Raw genomic sequence first — 16,930 nt, forward strand, 5'->3', positions numbered from 1 at the left:
CGCAAAAGCCCGACCTGCTATTCGCGGGCCCCTCTTGCGCCCGAAGAGCGCTAGGAGCAAACGCGACGCCGAGCCTTCGCGAGGGACGCCCTTATCGCGTCAGCGATAAGGGCAACGATTAGAAAGGCAGTTTCATGCCGGGCGGCAGCGGCAGGCCGGCGGTGAGGTCTTTCATCTTTTCTTCCATCAGCGTCTCGGCCTTGCGCCGGGCGTCAGCATGGGCGGCGACGATCAGGTCTTCGAGAATTTCCTTTTCCTCGACCTTGAGCAGCGACGGGTCCACCGCCAGCGCCTGCAAGGCGCCCTTGGCGGTGAGCGTGACTTTCACGAGCCCGCCGCCCGCAAAACCCTCGACGGTGATATTGTCCAGTTCAGCCTGCATTTCGGCCATTTTGGCCTGCATGGCGCCGGCCTTTTTCATCAACCCCATGATATCCATTTAAAAATCCTCGTCTTCGGGTTCGTCGATATAGCCGACGTCTTCTGCTTCCACCGGAACGATCGGGTTCGAGGTCTCGGGCGCGCCGCCGCGCACCGCGACAATCACCGCGCCGGGAAATTGTTCGAGCGCGGCGCGCACCAATGGGTGCGCCTGCACGCCGACCCGACGCTCGTTTTCCTTCGTCTGCGCCTGTTCGACGAGGCTCGGCGCGCCGGAGGCGGTGGACAGCGCCACCATCCAGCGCTGGCCGGTCCAGTCCTGCAACTTGCGCGTCAATTGCGCCGCCAGAGCGGGCGAACCGCCCGGCGCCAGCGAGAATTCGAGCAGGCCGGGTTCGAAACGCACCAGCCGCACGTCGCGCTCCAGCGCCGACTTGATCTGGATGTCGCGCTGCGCGCCCGCCAGCGCCACCAATTCGGCAAAGGAATTCAACACGACCGCTGGCGCGATCTGCGGTGAGGCCGCTTCCGGCGGCGCGAAAGGTTGCGCCGAAGCGAGGCGCGGCCCGCTGCGCGAGACGCCGCCCGGGCCTGACGCTGGTAAAGCGGCGCCCGGGCCCGTAGCGGGCGATCCGCCGCGCGGCGAGGCGCCGCCCGCATTTTCGCCCGGCGAAGACAGCCGTTTCAGCGCTTCTTCGGGCGAGGGCAGGTCGGCGGCATAGGCGAGCCGCACCAGCACCATGTCGGCGGCGGCGAGCGGGCGCGGCGACTCTCGGGCCTCCTGCACACCCTTGAGCAGGATCTGCCAAGCGCGCGACAACACCGACATCGAAAGCGTTCGCGCGAAAACCTCGCCGCGCTGGCGCTCGGCCTGGGTAGCGGTTGCGTCGGCGAGATCGGGCGCGACCTTGGCGCGGGTGACGAAATGCACGAATTCCGCCAGTTCGATCAGCACCTGCGCCGGATCGGCGCCGCTGTCGTACTGGTCCTTGAGATTGGCCAGCGCCGCCGCAACATCGCCCTTCATCAGGGTTTCGAACAGGTCGATGATGCGCGAACGGTCGGCAAGGCCGAGCATCCGGCGCAAATCCAGCGCCTCGATCGGCGCGCCGGCGCCATGGGCGATGGCCTGATCGAGCAGCGACAGCGCGTCGCGCACCGAACCCTCGGAGGCGCGGGCGATCAGGCTCAGCGCCTCGTGATCGATCTGGACTTTTTCCTTGTCGCAGATCGAGACGAGATGGCGGGTCAGGACCTGCGATTCGACGCGCCGCAGATCGAAGCGCAGGCAGCGCGAGCGCACCGTCACCGGGACTTTTTCGATCTCCGTGGTGGCGAACAGGAATTTGACGTGTTCGGGCGGCTCTTCCAGCGTTTTTAACAGGCCGTTGAACGCCTGTTTCGACAGCATGTGAACTTCGTCGATGATATAGACCTTGGTGCGCGCCATAACGGGCCTGTAACGCGCGCTTTCGATGATCTCGCGCACGTCGTCGATGCCGGTGTGGGAGGCGGCGTCCATTTCGATCACATCGACATGGCGCGATTCCATGATCGCCTGACAGTGGACGCCGATCTCGTCCATATGGATGGTCGGCCGGTCGATGGCCGGGCGCCCCTCTCCCGGGGCGACTTCGTAATTGAAGGCGCGGGCAAGGATGCGCGCGGTGGTGGTCTTGCCGACGCCGCGCACGCCGGTCAGCATATAGGCCTGATGGATGCGGCCGAGGTCGAAGGCGTTGGAGAGAGTGCGCACCATCGGCTCCTGGCCGATCAGGTCCTCGAAACGCGAAGGGCGGTATTTGCGCGCCAGCACGCGATAGGCGGGAGAGGCCGACTTCTTGCCGAGATCGGTCGGCGCTTCGCCGAACAAGCCCCCGCCTTGCGCCGCCTCTGCCTCGTTTTGCGCGGAATCGTCGATCATTAAACCGCCGAAAAAGGGCGCCGGCGGATTTTGGGGGGCGCCGCCGCATCTGCGGCTCGCGTCCGCCGGACCTGGCGCGCGCAAAAGGATAAATGTGGGAGGCTGGACGAAGACCCGCCCGTTCTCGTTAGGGCTGCTTCCTTCCGGACCTGACCCGGTTGGCGAGTGGAACGTCCACCGCCAACCTCCCGCCGCCTATTTGGACCATCGCCGCCGATTTCGCAAGAGGGCGCCGGGCGCCTGAAGGCTTGTGCCGGTCCCGATAAGGCGCTAACCCGAAGGCAGCTTTTGAGGCCGCATGACTTTTCGGCTCGATCCACGCCTCGCCGCCGATACCTTCCCGGTTGGCGATTTTGCGCTTTGCCGCGTGCTGTTGATGAACGACAGCCGCTTTCCTTGGCTGATCCTCGTTCCCGGCGGCGCGGATTTGCGCGAAATCTTCGATCTCGCGCCGCGAGAGCGCGCGGTCCTGATCGAAGAGGCGGCGCTGGCGGGCGAAAGATTGAAGGCCTTGGCCGGCGCGGACAAGATCAATATCGGCGCGCTTGGCAATTTGGTCCCGCAATTGCATATTCACGTGGTTGCCCGTCTGGCCGGCGACGCCGCCTGGCCGGGGCCGGTCTGGGGCGCCGGCAAAGCGACGCCCTATGCGCCGGATGCCGCCGCGAACGCGATCGAAAATCTGCGCCGCACGCTGGAATTGCGGGCGCCCTGAAGGAGAACAAATGCCCGATTCCGTCGAGGGCTTTGCCGGCAATCCGCTCGACCGCCTGTCGCTTCTGCGCGAGGATGCGGCGGCGGTGGCGCAAATGGCGGCCGACCCGGCGGCAATGGCCGTGGTCCTTGTGCAATCCATGCCAATCTTGCGCGCCGAGGGCGACGCGCTCTTGGCCCGCCATCCTCTCGCGCAGGCGCGCGACTTCGGCGCGGCTGAAATCGAGGTTCTGCTCGGGCGCGACGAGAGCGGGCCGCTCTTCGCCCTGCTGCTGCCCGACGCCGCCGCCCAGATGCAGGAGGAAGCGGACGACGGCTCTTTGAGCGATCGGCGCCGGCTGGTCCTGCAAAATAAGCCCGAACTGCAAATCCGCGATCTGCGCGTCCTGGCGGCGAAAAACCGTCTCACCCGGCCTGAACTGGCGATTCTGGGTCAGGCCAAATCCATCCTGCATTATCACGCCACCCATGGTTTTTGCGCGCGCTGCGGCGCGCCGACCGTGGCCTTCGCCGCCGGCTGGCGGCGTGACTGCCCCGCCTGCGGCGCGCGGCATTTTCCGCGCACAGATCCGGTGGCGATCATGCTGGTGGTCGATGGCGACTTCTGCCTGCTTGGCCGGGCGCGGCATTTTCCGGAAAAAATGTATTCCTGTCTCGCCGGCTTCATCGAGAGCGGCGAGACGCTCGAAGAAGCCGTGCGGCGCGAAGTTTTCGAGGAATCCGGCATTGTCGTCGGCGCGGTGCGCTACGCCGCCTCGCAGCCTTGGCCATTTCCGGCTTCGCTGATGTTCGGCTGCATCGGGCAGGCGCTGTCGCGCGATATTCGCATCGACGCCGAGGAACTGGAGGATTGCCGCTGGTTCACCCGCGCCGAGGCGCGCGCCATGATCGAGGAGCGCCATCAGGAAGGGTTGTTCGCGCCGGGGAAAGCCGCCATCGCCCGCTCCCTGCTGGAACATTGGCTTCGTGAAGAACAGGTTGGGCTCCGCGAAGACGAAGTCGCGTCAATCGCCGAGGCGCGCGCGCAAAAGACCGCGTAGGGAATTGCCGAGCAGGAATTCTTCGCGCAGATCGTCTTTTCCCAAGATTTTTTCGCGCGCCTTTCCCCGCGCCAGCAGGTCGGCGCGCAACACGCCGGGCAGAAGGCCGCAGGACAAGGGCGGGGTCCAGAGCGCGTCCCCGGTCAAGATGAAAATATTGGTGCGCGCGCCTTCGCAGATTTCGTACCTTTCGTTGAGAAAGATCACTTCATCGATGGTTTGGTCGGCGGCTTGCGCTTCGGCCAGCGCGCTTTCGTAGATTTCCCGCCGCGTCGTCTTGTGGCGAAGCAAGGCGTCGCGCGAATCGAAGCGTTGTCTGGCGATTGCGACGCGCCAGATTTTCCCCGGCGGCTCCGGCGCGCAAGGCGCCGCCGCCGCCTCGATGGCGCCGTCGCGGCGCAGCGCAAGCCGCACCCGCAACCGCGGCGCGGCGCCGTCCGCGCAGGCGCGCGCCAAAGCTTCGTCGAAGGCTGTTTGGTCGAAAGCAAAGCCGAGCGCGCGGGCGGAATTTTCCAGCCGAGCTTCATGGCCGGCGCGCAAAAAATAGCCGCCCTCGCGCGTCCAAAGCAAAGTCTCGATCAGACCGAAATCTTCTAGCCGGTCAGGAAGCGCGCCTTGAGAAGACATTCCGCATATTCCTCTCTGGCTTGCGAATCCGCGACAATGGCCGAGCCGACCGGACAGACCAGTCCGCCGCGCCCATCGAGCGTCAGGGTCCGAATGGCGACATTGAACCGCATGTCGCCATTTGGCGCTATATGGCCGATGGCGCCGCAATAATTTTCGCGCGGCGCGCCCTCCTGTTCGGCGATGATTTCCATGGCGCGGATTTTTGGCGCCCCGGTCACCGAACCACAGGGAAACAATCCGGCGAATATTTCGGCAAAAGTCAGATTTTCGCGCAAGAACCCCTCAACGCCCGAGGTCATCTGGTGCAGGGTCGGAAAGGTCGCGACGGAATACAGATCGGTGACGACCACCGATCCGATCTCCGACAGCCGGCTCAGATCATTGCGCAGCAGATCGACGATCATCAGGTTTTCGGCGCGGTTTTTCTCGTCGCGCGCCAGCGCCAGAGCCAGCGCCGCGTCGCGCAATGGGTCGGCGCCGCGCGGGGCCGTGCCTTTCATCGGCCGCGTCGAAATTTTTCGGCTGCGCGTCGAAAAAAACCATTCGGGCGACAGCGACACGATGGCGCGGTCGCCGAGCGCGATCACCCCGCCGAGTTGCGCCGGCTGGCGCTGCCGCAACAGCGCATAGAGATCGAGCGGCGCGCCCTGCTGGCGACCGGTGAAGGGGAAAGTCAGGTTGATCTGATAGACGTCGCCAGCGGCGATATAGTCGCGGCAGGCGTCGAAGCGGCGCCGATAATCGTCGAAATCCCACGAGGGGCGCACATCCTTGACGCTTGCCGGATTTTCGGCGGAGATTTCGACGCGGCGCGGGGCGTCGAATACGCCAAATTGCAGCAACGGGCGCCCGCTGCGCGTCGGCAAAAGCTTGCTCAGACGCGGCTCGAACACATAGCCGCATTCGTAAGACAGGATTCCGGCAAGATGAAAGCCCGCCGCGCTCGAAGCCTGCATCGCCGCCAGCGCCGACGCGACCTCCTCAGCCGTGAAAGCGACGATTTTTTCGCGCGGCCCCTCGAACAGCAAGGCGGCGCCGGCGTCGGACTCCTCGATCAGGCAAAAGGGTGGCAAAGGCGGCAAAATCCCGTTTTTCGCGCGAAGACCCAGATAGCGCGGCCCGGGCGATTGCGAAAGCCCGCCGCCGCCATGGACGCTCCCGCCGCATTTGTGTAGCAAGCGGGTCTTGGATCGGAGAAAATATATGGCTTTGGTGCTGTTTTCCGGCGGACAGGATTCGACGACCTGTCTCGCCTGGGCTCTGGAGCGTTTTGCGCGCGTCGAGACCGTGGGATTCGATTATGGCCAGCGCCATCGCGTCGAACTCGCCCAACGCGCCGGCCTGTGCGAACGGCTGACGGCGCTCAAGCCGCAATGGGAGCAAAGGCTCGGGGACGATCATGTCATCGACCTGTCGGCGCTCGGCGCGCTTTCCGACACCGCCCTGACCGGCGACAAGGCCATTGAAATGGGCGCGAAAGGCCTGCCCAATACGTTCGTGCCCGGCCGCAATCTTATTTTCCTGGCCTTCGCGGCGGCGCTGGCGTATCGGCGGGGCCTCACCCATATCGTCGGCGGCATGTGCGAGACCGATTTCTCCGGCTATCCCGACTGCCGCGACGACGCCATCAAGGCGATGCAGGTGGCGCTCAATATCGGAATGGAAAGCCGGTTCGTGCTGGAAACGCCGTTGATGTGGATCGACAAGGCGCAAAGCTGGGCGCTGGCGCAACAACTCGGCGGCGAACGACTGGTCGAGGCGATCGTCGAGCATAGCCACACCTGCTACCTCGGCGAACGCGGCGCGCGCCACGCCTGGGGTTTTGGCTGCGGCGCCTGCCCCGCCTGCAAGCTGCGGGCGGACGGATATGCGCGCTGGCGCGCGAGCGCGGCTTCCTGAACGACCGTTACGCCGAGGGCGCACACCGGCGACGGCCGGCGCCCCGGACCGACGACAAACCGGCCAGCCCAAATTTTCGGCCCGAATTGCCTGTTATTTGCGCTTGCGGACGGGCAGAGTCTCGTCGCCGACGAATTTCACCACAATATCTTCGTCATGGATCACGTATTGGCAGGCCAGACGGAAATGCGGCGCGATGTTGCGCGCCTCAGCGATCTTGATGTCGGTTTTGGTTTTCTTGCCGAGTTGCTTGAGAATTTCCTTCTCTTTGTCGGTGAGGGCAAAGGACTGGGTTGAAAAATCGAGCACTTCAATCTCGACAAGGCAAGACGCGCATTCCCCATCCTGGCAATCGAAGGGGATGGGAATCTTGTGCGACTTGGCGAGCGCCAGAAGCGTTCCCGGATCCCTGGCGGCCGTGCTGACGGTCTCGTCATGGGGAAGGGACGGCGAAGAAAAAGTCACATTGGCCATGGGGATTCTCCCGAAAGCAGTATTTGCGAGTCCGCATTTGCTCCAGCCAACTCCCTAGCAAGAGCCATGCCCGCATCGCGCCCGATCCGAGACTCTCCGACCGCATGGTTTTGCTCAAGAGCCGAAAGGGCTTGCGACCGCGCCTTGAGGCCCGGCGCGACTGGCGGGTCTGGTTACCAAAAGGTTCCTACTTGAGCGACGGCCGCTTTCCCCTACTATGGCGCATCGGTTGGACGCAGGAGCCAAAAGGCTCCTGGACGCCGCTCGGGGCGGGGGACGGACATGCTGCTGATCACGGGCGCTTCGGGTAACGCCGGGGGAGCGGTGCTCGACGCCGCCTTGAGGAATGGCTCGCCCGTTCGCGCCATGTACCGCAGCGAGCGGGACGCCGGACGCGGCCCGACGGGCGATCCGGCGATTGCGGATTTCAGCGACAAGGCCAGTCTTTCGAGGGCGCTCGAAGGCATCGACCGAGTCTATCTTGTTTGCGGGCCGATACCCCAGCTGGTTGAATATGAAATCAACATGATCGACGCCTGCAAGGCGACGGGCGTGCGCCATATCGTGTTGAATTCGGCCATGGGGGCGGGCCGTTTCACCAAGTCTTTTCCGAGCTGGCATGCCAGGGTCGAAGATTATTTGCGGGGGACGGGGCTCGATTACACCATCCTGCGCCCCAACGGCTTCATGCAGAATATCGTCACCTATGACGCCGCGAGCATTCGCGCGAGCGGGGCGTTTTACGCGGCCATGGGCGACACGAGAACCAGTTTGATCGATGTGCGCGACGTGGGCGAAATCGCCGCCGGGATTCTGGGCGACCCGCGGCCGCATCTGGCGAAGACCTACGAGTTGTATGGCCCCGAAGCCGTCAGCAATGCCGAGATTGCGGCGCGAATTTCCGCCGTGCTGGGGACCCCGGTCTCTTTCGTGGACATTCCCGAAGATGCGCAGCGGCAGTCCATGCTGGGCATCGGCATGCCGGAATGGCAAGTCACCGCGATTCTCGAATTGCAGGAATATTACCGGACCGGAAGCTGCGCCGCCATCGACAGCGTCGTCGCGGGCCTGCTGGGCAAGCCCGCGCGCGCGCTCGACGCCTATCTGCGCGAGAACGCGGCGGCGTTTCGCCGCGACCCGGCGTGACGGAGCGGGAATGACGGGCGATCGGGCGCGGCCAGCGATGCATCCGAGTTCCGGCCTGACGACGAGCGCGATCAAGGCATATTTCCCAACGCCGCGCCCGGTGTCCGGGCATGGATGATTCCCAACGCAGCACGTCGTCGCCCTCGCCCGAACCCGAAATAATGGGCGCGCGCTGTCCGGTTCGGCGCGTGTTGCGGGTCATCGGGGACAAGTGGACACCGGTTGTTCTTTATTGTCTCGCCGGAGGCGTTTTGCGCTTCGGCGATTTTCAGCGCCGCATCCCGGATATTTCCAGGAAGATGCTGACCCAGGTCCTCCGGGAGCTCGAAGCGGCTGGCCTCGTTGAACGGACAGCCTATCCGGTCTCGCCGCCGAGGACCGAATATCGGCTGACCGATACCGGTCGCCGCCTTCATGAGCCGACCGCCATGCTATGCCGATGGGCCCATGAAAATATGGCCTTGCTGGAAGAAATCGAAGCCGCGCGAAACGCCTGAAGCTTCCGCCCCGTCTTTTTTCGGGAAAGGCGACCGGGGACGGGGATTGTCCGTGACAACGGCGCCGGCGGTAGTTCGAGCCTATACTGAGAGAGCGGATGCCGGTTCGCGTCAAGAATAGGCTCCCGCAAAAACGATCTGGAGCTTTTCCCGCTTCAAGTGAAGTTGGAAAAGCTCCAGAGTCGTTCAATCCAGGTGGTCTTCGGTTTGCTCGAAAACGCCTTACTTCGTTTCGGCCGGGCTTTCGTTCCCGGCGATGGTCGCCACCTTGCCACCAACCGAGGTCGGCTCGGCGCTAGATGTCTGCAGGCTGTAGCCGCGGTAAAGCGGAATCCTGATCAGCGTCGGAAGCTCTCCGGCAATCGCCGAAGGCGTATCGACAATGTCGATCGACGCCACGGCCGGGTTGGCCTCGATCTTTGAGCGATCGGCGAGCACATTGGCGACGGTGTCGACGATCTCGATCTTGTAGGGACCCGAAATCGCGGCGAGGGTCTTTTTGTCGGCCAGGGCCTGCGCGACGCTGAGAACCAGCTTGGCCTTCCCTGTGTCGCTCAAATGAATCGCGCCGATCTTCCCTGTGATTTCGAGCTGGTCGATAAGCTTCGCTACATTGGCGGCCTTGTCGGCGACGACAATGCCCGTGATCTTCGGCTCGCCGACGAAGACTATCTTATTGGCCAGAATATTCGCCGCCGCATCGACGACAGTGATGCTGGAGACGAAAGGATCGGCGGCCAGCGCGGCGAGGCCGGCAGAGACATTCAAGGCGTTGTCGGACACGACGATCGGCGTATTCGACGCGCTCAGCTTCTCCAGCGCCGGCCTGTAGGCAAGGGCTTGTTGCACCGTAAATTTCAACGGCGCGTCAAGCCCGTCCGTCCGCGCGATCGAACGGACTCTGGGGTCGAGGTTCAAAGCGTCGAGGTTGGCCAGAACATTCGCGGTCGTGTCCCGAACCGCCAGCGCAAAGGGGCCCTTGATTTTGTCGAGCGCCACTTTATCGGCCAGCGCCTGGGCGAGCGTGACGCCGAGAATCGGAGCCTGGTCGCCGGTGAGGATGATTTCCGAGACGGTGGAATTGGCATTCAGCGCGTCCAGCTGGGCGGCGACATTTTCCGCCGTGTCGGAGACGCCGATGGAGACCACATAGGACTTGGAAAATGGCTCCTTGCCGACGGCGGCGAGATTGGCCGCCGTATCGACGACAACCACTTTGAAGCTATCGCTGGCGATTTTGTCCAGGGCGACCGCGCCGCCGTTTATTTGCGCCACCGTCAGACGGAGCGGATTGCTGTCCGACACGGCGATCGAGGAAATCCGCCCGTCGGCGTTCAGCGCGCCGAAATTGGCGGAAATCGCCGAGGCGTCGTCGCGGACCGCTACACTGTAGGGACCGGAGATCGCCCGAAGCGCCGCAGCGCCCTCAATCGTCTGTCTTGCGTTCAAGCCGAGCGCCGGCGTTCCCTCGTCGGTCAGGACAATCGAGCGCAGACGCGGATTGGCGTTAAGAGCATCGAAACGACTTGAGACATTCGCGGCGGTATCGGTGACCCCGATCTCGCCGGGGCCGGAGAGAGCCGCGATCGACTTGGCGTTATCCGCCGCTTGCGTCGCCGTCAAGCTCAGGCCGACGGTCGCGCCGTCGGTCAGCGCAATCGAGGCCAAATGGGACGCCCCGTTGAGGGCGTCGAACTGAGCAGCGACATTGGCGGTCGTGTCGGTGACGGCGATGGCAAAGGTTCCGGCCAATTTGGCCAGCGCCTTCGTGTCATTGGCCGCCTGGCGCGCGTCGAGCGCAACGCTGGCTTGAGCGCCATCCGTCACTGTGATCGAGGCGATCCCCGGCGCGGCGTTCAGCGCATCGAAGGAGGCGGAAACAACCTCGGCCCGGTCGGCGACGTTGATCGAGGCGACCTGCGCGACTCGACCCAAAGCTTCGAGCGACCCGAGGATTGCCGGCGCGGCGTCCGTCACTTCTATGGCGTAGGGCGAAACAATCGCCGCCAGGGCGCGCGGTTGGTTCAGCGTCTGGGCCACGTTCAAGGGCAACGTCGGCTTTTCCCCATCGGTCAGCGCAATCGAGGCGAGAGGGGCCAGATCGTTGAGCGCGCCGATATGGGCCGCGACTTGAGCCGCCGTATCGGCAATGGCGATGGCGGCGGAGCCTTTGAGCGCCGCCAGCGCCGCGCCGTCTTTGGCGCCTTGCGCTGCGGTCAGCGTCAGGGTCGGCTTTCCCTCGTCGGTCAGCGCGATCGAGTCGAGCGGCGCGAGCGTGTTGAGCGCGTCGAACTGGGCGGCGACATTGGCCGCTGTGTCGGCGACAACCAGCGCGTAGCTTCCGGCGATCTCGCTGAGCGCCCGGGTTTTGCCCAGCGCCTGCGCCACGGTCAGAGTCAGATTTGGCGTGCCCTGATCCGTCAGGGAGATCGATGCGATATTGGTCCGGGCGTCGATCGCGTCGAAATAAGCCACGACATTGGCCGCCGTGTCGGCGACCGCGACGAAATAGGCGCCGGTCAGCGCCGCCAGCGCCGCATCGCCTTTGGCCGCCTTGACGGCTGTCAGGGCCAGAGTCGGCGTGCCGCCATCGGTCAAGGCGACCGAATCGAGATGCGGCAGAGCGCTCAGAGCGTCGAAATGGGTCGAGATATTGGCTGCCGTGTCGGCGATGACAATTTTATAGGCCCCGGTGAGCGCGGCCAAAGCCTTGGCGTCATTGACCGCCTGAGCGGCGCCGAACGTCAGGACAGGCGCCGCCGCATCGGTGAACTTGATCGAGGCCGGCGGCGCGGCGTTGAGCGCGTCGAAACTGGCGAGGATATTGGCGGCGGTGTCGGCGATGGCGATCCGATAGGCCCCGACGATCGCGCCGAGCGCCCGGGTGTCGCCGGCGGCCTGAGCGACGCTCAGGGTGAGGCTTTGCGTCCCGCCGTCGGTCAGGGCGATGGACTTTATATTGGTGTTGGCGTTGAGCGCGTCGATATTGGCCGACACATTCGCCGCCGTATCGGCGATATTGAGCCCGGCGACCTGCTCGATGGAGGACAGAGCCGAGGTCGCCTGCAGAATTTGCGCTGCGCTGTCGTTGACCGCGATCGCATAAGGCGTCTCAATTGCGGCCAGCGCATCCGTGTTGTCGAAGGTTTGCGCCACGGTCAGCGCCAGCGTCGGCGTTCCCGCGTCGGTCAGCGCGATCGAGGCGAGATGGGTATTGGCGTTGAGCGTGTCGAAAACGGCGGGGAGATTCGCCGCCGCATCGACGACCGCGATCTCGTATTCGCCCGTCAGCGCCGCCAGCGCCTTGACGTCCCTGGCGGCCTGGCCGGCCGTCAGAGTCAGGGTCGGCGCGCCCGCATCGGTGAGGGCGATCGCCGGGAGATTGGCGAGGGCGTTCAGGGCGTCGAACTGGGCCGCGACATTGGCTGCGGCGTCGCTGACGACGACGGCGTAGCTTCCGGTCAGCGCCGCCAGCGCCTTGCCGTCATTGACGGCCTGGCTGGCCGTCAGGGTCAAGGTCGGCGTCCCCGCATCGGTGAAAGCAATCGAGGCGAGATGCCCATTGGAGTTGAGCGCGTCGAGAACGGCGGGAATACGCGCGGCGGAGTCGACGATGGCGATCTGGTAGCCGCCGGTCAGCGCCGCCAACTGCTTGATGTTTTTCGCGGCCTGGCCAGCGGTCAGGGTCAGCGTCGGCGTTCCCCCATCGACGAGCGTGATCGACGCGAGATTGGCGACCGCGCCAAGGGCTTCGAAATGGGCCGCGACCTGGGCGGCGGTATCGGAAATCGCGACCAAATAGATTTGGTCGGGGCTTTCGCCTAGAGCCCGGGGATCGCCCAAAGCCTGCGTCACGTTCAGCGCCAGGGTGGCGACGCCCGGACCGGAAATCGCCGCCGACTGGCTGTTCGCCTCGGCGATGAGGACTTCCTTCGGCTGGGTTGCGGCGACGGTGGAGATGGGAGACGGCTCAATCAATGACGGCGGCGCCGTCTGCGACGACAAGTCGGCGCAAAGGGCGGGACCAGCCACGACGCCGATAGCCGCCAACGAAGTGAATAGTCTGCGCATTCGAATCATCCCTCTCCTGGGCGAAAATTACCAAACGGAGAGTGTAAAGAAATGGTTAATAAACCCTTAACGAATGGCCCCTGGGGACAAAACGCCTGTTTACAGCCGCCTTTTTGACCCGTCCGCGCATCGGGACGGAGCGCCTGCGTCCATGCCGGGATCAGCCCTCCCGCCCGCGCAGCGCGGCGGCGGCGGCGAAGGGCGCCCCGGCGACGGTCGCCAGCGACAGCGCACATAATATAAGGAAGGGCGTGTGGAAGGGCACCGTGCCGCCACTTGCCGCCGCCGCCGTCGAAACGCCGAAAATCAGCACTGGCGTCGTCAGCGGCAGGATCAGGACCGCCATCAACAGCCCGCCGCGCCGCATTCCCGCCGTCAGCGCCGCGCCAATGGCGCCGAGCAGGGTCAGAGCCGGGGTTCCCGCCAGCAGAGAGGCGGCGACGCCGGCCTGCGCCCGAGGCTCCAGCCCCAGCATCAGGCCGAGCAGCGGCGCGGCCGCGACGAGCGGCAAGGCGGTGAGCGTCCAGTGGGCGGCGCATTTGACCAGAACCACAAGCTCCAGCGGCGTCGAGGTCATCGTCAACAGATCGAGCGAACCATCGTCGGCGTCGGCCTGAAACAGCCGGTCGAGGCCGAGCAGGGTCGCCAGCAGCGCCGCGATCCACAAAATGGCGGGGCCGATCTGGGCGAGAAGGTTAAGGTCCGGGCCGATGGCGAAAGGAGTCAGGCTGACCAGGATCAGGAAAAACACCACGCCCATGGCGCCGCCGCCGCCGATCGAACGGGCGATGCGCGCTTCGCGCAGGAACAGCGCCACCAGAGGCGAGGACATCAGGCGACTCCCGCGCGCTCATGCGCCGCTCTTGCGTCAAGCCGCAGTTCCTTGGCGTCGATCAGGCCAAGCGGCGCATGGGTGGCGGCGAGGATCATGCCGCCGCCGGCGCGATGCTCGGCCATGCTGGCGGCGAATTTTTCCTGCGAGCCGACATCGAGCGCGGTCGCCGGTTCGTCGAGAATCCATACCGGGCGCGGGGCGACGAAAAGGCGGGCGAGCGCCACGCGCCGCTTCTGGCCGGCGGAGAGATAGCCGACCGGAAAATCGCCAATCCGCGCCAGCCCGACTTTTTCCAGCGCCTCTTGTGGCGAAAATTTTGCTCCAGCGCCCAGCATGGAGGCCCAGAACGCCAGATTTTCCAGCGCCGTCAGCGCCGATTTCAGCCCGTCGGCATGGCCGACGTAATGCGCGCTTTCACACAATAGCGCGCCGTCGCCGCCGTTGAAAGCCAGCTCGCCGCCGCGCAGCGGCAGCAGGCCGGCCAGCGCCCGCAACAAGGTCGACTTGCCGGAGCCGTTGCGTCCGAGCACCATAAGCGCTTCGCCCGACGCCAGTTCGAACGAAACGTCTTTCACGATAGCGCGACCGCCGCGTTCGACGAGAAGCGACCGCGCGGAGAGATGGAGGCCTTCAAGCTGCTGTAGCACAACAAAAATCCCGTTTCACCGGATCGTCGCGCCGGCAGGATCGAGGCGGAAGGACTGCGGCTTGAGTCGAAACTTTCGTTTGTGTAGCCCGCGTTTGCGGATTTATCTATAAGCTCGACCATCTCAATTCTCGCACTTTTTTCGGGATCTCCCAGCAATGTCCTCACTCGACAGCTTCAACAGCCGCAAGACCCTCAAGGTCGGCGCCAGGACCTATCATTATTTTTCGCTGAAAGCGGCCGAAAAAAATGGTTTGGCGGGCATTTCGCAATTGCCCTATTCGATGAAGGTGCTGCTCGAGAATCTGCTGCGCAACGAGGACGGCCGCACCGTCACCAAGGAAGACATCCAGGGCGTCGCCGAATGGATCGTCAACAAGGGCAAGGTCGAGCGGGAAATCGCCTTCCGCCCGGCGCGCGTGCTGATGCAGGATTTCACCGGCGTGCCCGCCGTCGTCGATCTCGCCGCCATGCGCGACGGCATCAAGACGCTCGGCGGCGATCCTGAAAAAATCAATCCGCTGGTCCCCGTGGATCTCGTCATCGACCATTCGGTGATCGTCGACGCCTTTGGCAGCCGGAGCGCGCTGAAAACCAATGTCGATCTCGAATATAGCCGCAATGGCGAGCGCTACACCTTCCTCAAATGGGGCCAGGACGCGCTCGACAATTTCCGCGTCGTTCCGCCCGGCACCGGCATCTGCCATCAGGTCAATCTCGAATATCTTGCCCAGACCGTCTGGACGAAAAAAGAAAAATACCAGCCGGCGCGCGGCAAGGCTTTGACCGTCGAAGTCGCCTATCCCGACACCGTCGTCGGCACCGATTCCCACACCACCATGGTCAATGGCGTCTCCGTGCTCGGTTGGGGCGTCGGCGGCATCGAGGCGGAAGCGGCCATGCTCGGCCAGCCGCAGTCCATGCTGCTGCCGGAAGTCATCGGCTTCAAACTGGTGGGCAAGATCAAGGAAGGCGTCACCGCCACCGACGTGGTGCTGACGGTCACCCAGATTTTGCGCAAAAAAGGCGTGGTCGGCAAATTCGTCGAATTTTTCGGCCCCGGACTCGACGCTTTGTCGCTCGCCGACCGCGCGACCATCGCCAATATGGGTCCGGAATATGGCGCGACCTGCGGCTTTTTCCCGATTGACGGCGAAACCATCGCCTTTCTCGCAAATACCGGCCGCAAGCCGGCCCGCGTGGCGCTGGTCGAGAAATATGCCCGCGCTCAAGGCCTGTACCGCACCCGCACGGCGCCCGAACCGGTTTTTACCGACACGGTCGAGCTTGATCTCAACAGCGTAGTGCCCTCGCTCGCCGGCCCGAAGCGCCCGGAGAGCCGAATTGCGCTCGAATCCGTCGCCGAAGGCTTCGCCGCCGCGATGGAGAGCGAATACAAGAAATTCGCGCAGATCGCCGAGCGCTACCAGGTCGAGGACGAAGACTTCGATATCGGCCAGGGCGACGTGGTGATCGCCGCCATCACCTCCTGCACCAATACGTCCAATCCGAGCGTGCTGATCGGCGCGGGCCTGTTGGCGCGCAACGCAGTCGCCGCCGGCCTGAAGCAGAAGCCCTGGGTAAAGACGTCGCTCGCCCCCGGTTCGCAGGTCGTCGCCGAATATCTCGCGAAATCGGGCCTGCAGAAATCGCTCGACAAGCTCGGTTTCAATCTCGTCGGCTTCGGCTGCACCACCTGTATCGGCAATTCCGGCCCGCTACCGGCGAAAATCTCCAAATCGATCAACGCCAATGGCGTTGTCGCCGCCGCCGTCCTGTCCGGCAACCGCAATTTTGAGGGCCGCGTCTCCCCCGACGTGCAGGCCAATTACCTCGCCTCGCCGCCGCTGGTCGTCGCCTATGCCCTTGTCGGTTCGGTCCAGAAGAACCTGACGTCGGAGCCGCTCGGCCATAACAAGAAGGGCGAGCCGATCTTTTTGCGCGACATCTGGCCGACCTCGCAGGAAATTCAGGAATTCATTCGCAAGAACGTCACCAAAACGCTGTTCAAGGCGAAATATGCCGACGTGTTCAAGGGCGACGCCAATTGGCGCAGGGTCAAGGCGCCGAAAAGCCAGACCTATGTCTGGGACAACAAGTCGACCTACGTGCAGAACCCGCCCTATTTCAAGGGCATCACCGTAGAGCCCAGGCCGATCGCGGACATCGAGGGCGCGCGGGTTCTGGCGCTGTTCGGCGACAAGATCACCACCGACCATATTTCTCCCGCCGGTTCGATCAAGGCCTCTTCGCCCGCCGGCAAATATCTGATCGCCAACAAGGTCAAGCCGGAAGATTTCAACCAATACGGCACGCGGCGCGGCAATCACGAAGTGATGATGCGCGGCACTTTCGCCAATATCCGGATCAAGAATTTCATGCTGGCGGCTGAAGACGGAACCGCGCCGGAAGGCGGAAACACCAAATTCTTTCCCGGCGGCGAGGTCTTGTCGATCTACGACGCGGCGATGAAATACCAGAAGTCCAAAACCCCGCTCGTCGTCTTCGCCGGCATCGAATATGGAAATGGCTCGTCGCGCGACTGGGCGGCCAAGGGAGCCAATCTTTTGGGCGTGCGCGCGGTCATCGCCCAGAGCTTCGAGCGCATCCACCGGTCGAACCTGGTCGGCATGGGCGTCCTGCCGCTGACTTTTGAGGAAGGCGCAAGCTGGA

At 64.1% G+C, this 16,930-nt stretch carries 14 protein-coding genes and 1 other RNA gene; 6 read left to right on the forward strand and 9 right to left on the reverse strand.

The features are described from left to right. Positions 1-118: 118 nt before the first annotated feature. From QZY01_RS15365 to ffs, 3 genes are all read right to left on the reverse strand, one after another. A complete protein-coding gene (locus tag QZY01_RS15365; protein WP_294538644.1) occupies positions 119-439 on the reverse strand; it encodes a YbaB/EbfC family nucleoid-associated protein in 321 nt (106 codons plus the stop codon). Continuing rightward, positions 440-2,305, reverse strand: coding sequence for a DNA polymerase III subunit gamma/tau (locus QZY01_RS15370; protein WP_294538647.1), 1,866 nt, complete (start codon positions 2,303-2,305; stop codon positions 440-442). 93 nt (positions 2,306-2,398) lie between these two features. Beyond that, an RNA gene (gene ffs / locus QZY01_RS15375) (signal recognition particle sRNA small type) lies at positions 2,399-2,495 on the reverse strand. A 108-nt stretch (positions 2,496-2,603) separates the two neighbouring features. Between ffs and QZY01_RS15380 the strand changes: the two genes are divergently transcribed. Further along, a complete protein-coding gene (locus QZY01_RS15380) occupies positions 2,604-3,020 on the forward strand; it encodes an HIT domain-containing protein (RefSeq protein ID WP_294538650.1) in 417 nt (138 codons plus the stop codon). Positions 3,021-3,030: 10 nt separating this feature from the next. Continuing rightward, positions 3,031-4,059, forward strand: coding sequence for an NAD(+) diphosphatase (gene nudC, locus QZY01_RS15385; protein WP_294538652.1), 1,029 nt, complete (start codon positions 3,031-3,033; stop codon positions 4,057-4,059). On the opposite strand, the gene QZY01_RS15390 is transcribed toward nudC, so the two are convergent. Together QZY01_RS15390 and QZY01_RS15395 are read right to left on the reverse strand one after the other, a co-directional pair. After that, positions 4,024-4,686: an aminotransferase class IV gene (locus QZY01_RS15390; protein ID WP_294538655.1), complete on the reverse strand. Its 663-nt coding sequence runs from the start codon at positions 4,684-4,686 to the stop codon at positions 4,024-4,026. The genes nudC and QZY01_RS15390 overlap by 36 nt on opposite strands. Then, on the reverse strand, positions 4,653-5,867 hold the full coding sequence (locus QZY01_RS15395) for an aminodeoxychorismate synthase component I (RefSeq protein WP_342394902.1): 1,215 nt from the start codon (positions 5,865-5,867) through the stop codon (positions 4,653-4,655). The genes QZY01_RS15390 and QZY01_RS15395 overlap by 34 nt, the downstream gene beginning before the upstream one ends. 25 nt (positions 5,868-5,892) lie before the next feature. Here QZY01_RS15395 and queC point away from each other — a divergent pair, with 25 nt between their 5' ends. Further along, a complete protein-coding gene (queC, locus tag QZY01_RS15400; RefSeq protein WP_294538658.1) occupies positions 5,893-6,588 on the forward strand; it encodes a 7-cyano-7-deazaguanine synthase QueC in 696 nt (231 codons plus the stop codon). Between the two features lie 93 nt (positions 6,589-6,681). Here the strand turns inward: queC and QZY01_RS15405 are convergent, their stop codons facing one another. Further along, a complete protein-coding gene (locus QZY01_RS15405; protein WP_294538662.1) occupies positions 6,682-7,062 on the reverse strand; it encodes a 2Fe-2S iron-sulfur cluster-binding protein in 381 nt (126 codons plus the stop codon). 282 nt (positions 7,063-7,344) lie between these two features. Between QZY01_RS15405 and QZY01_RS15410 the strand changes: the two genes are divergently transcribed. Continuing rightward, complete coding sequence (locus QZY01_RS15410; protein WP_294538665.1) at positions 7,345-8,208, forward strand: NAD(P)H-binding protein; 864 nt, start codon at positions 7,345-7,347, stop codon at positions 8,206-8,208. Between the two features lie 110 nt (positions 8,209-8,318). Continuing rightward, positions 8,319-8,705 (forward strand): helix-turn-helix domain-containing protein, encoded by a 387-nt coding sequence (locus tag QZY01_RS15415; RefSeq protein ID WP_294538668.1) that lies wholly within the window; start codon positions 8,319-8,321, stop codon positions 8,703-8,705. Positions 8,706-8,927: 222 nt separating this feature from the next. Here QZY01_RS15415 and QZY01_RS15420 read toward each other — a convergent pair whose 3' ends face one another. From QZY01_RS15420 to ccmA, 3 genes are all read right to left on the reverse strand, one after another. Further along, positions 8,928-12,776, reverse strand: coding sequence for a hypothetical protein (locus QZY01_RS15420; protein WP_294538670.1), 3,849 nt, complete (start codon positions 12,774-12,776; stop codon positions 8,928-8,930). 160 nt (positions 12,777-12,936) lie between these two features. Further along, a complete protein-coding gene (ccmB, locus tag QZY01_RS15425) occupies positions 12,937-13,608 on the reverse strand; it encodes a heme exporter protein CcmB (RefSeq protein ID WP_294538672.1) in 672 nt (223 codons plus the stop codon). Next, positions 13,608-14,258, reverse strand: a complete 651-nt coding sequence (gene ccmA, locus QZY01_RS15430) for a heme ABC exporter ATP-binding protein CcmA (protein ID WP_294538675.1) — start codon at positions 14,256-14,258, stop codon at positions 13,608-13,610. The genes ccmB and ccmA overlap by 1 nt, the downstream gene beginning before the upstream one ends. A gap of 157 nt (positions 14,259-14,415) precedes the next feature. On the opposite strand from ccmA, the gene acnA reads away from it, so the two are divergent. Further along, positions 14,416-16,930: aconitate hydratase AcnA (gene acnA, locus QZY01_RS15435; RefSeq protein ID WP_294538677.1), on the forward strand; the 2,515-nt coding region annotated here is incomplete at its 3' end.

This window comes from uncultured Rhodoblastus sp. (assembly GCF_903903185.1).
Classification (GTDB): Bacteria; Pseudomonadota; Alphaproteobacteria; order Rhizobiales; family Beijerinckiaceae; genus Rhodoblastus.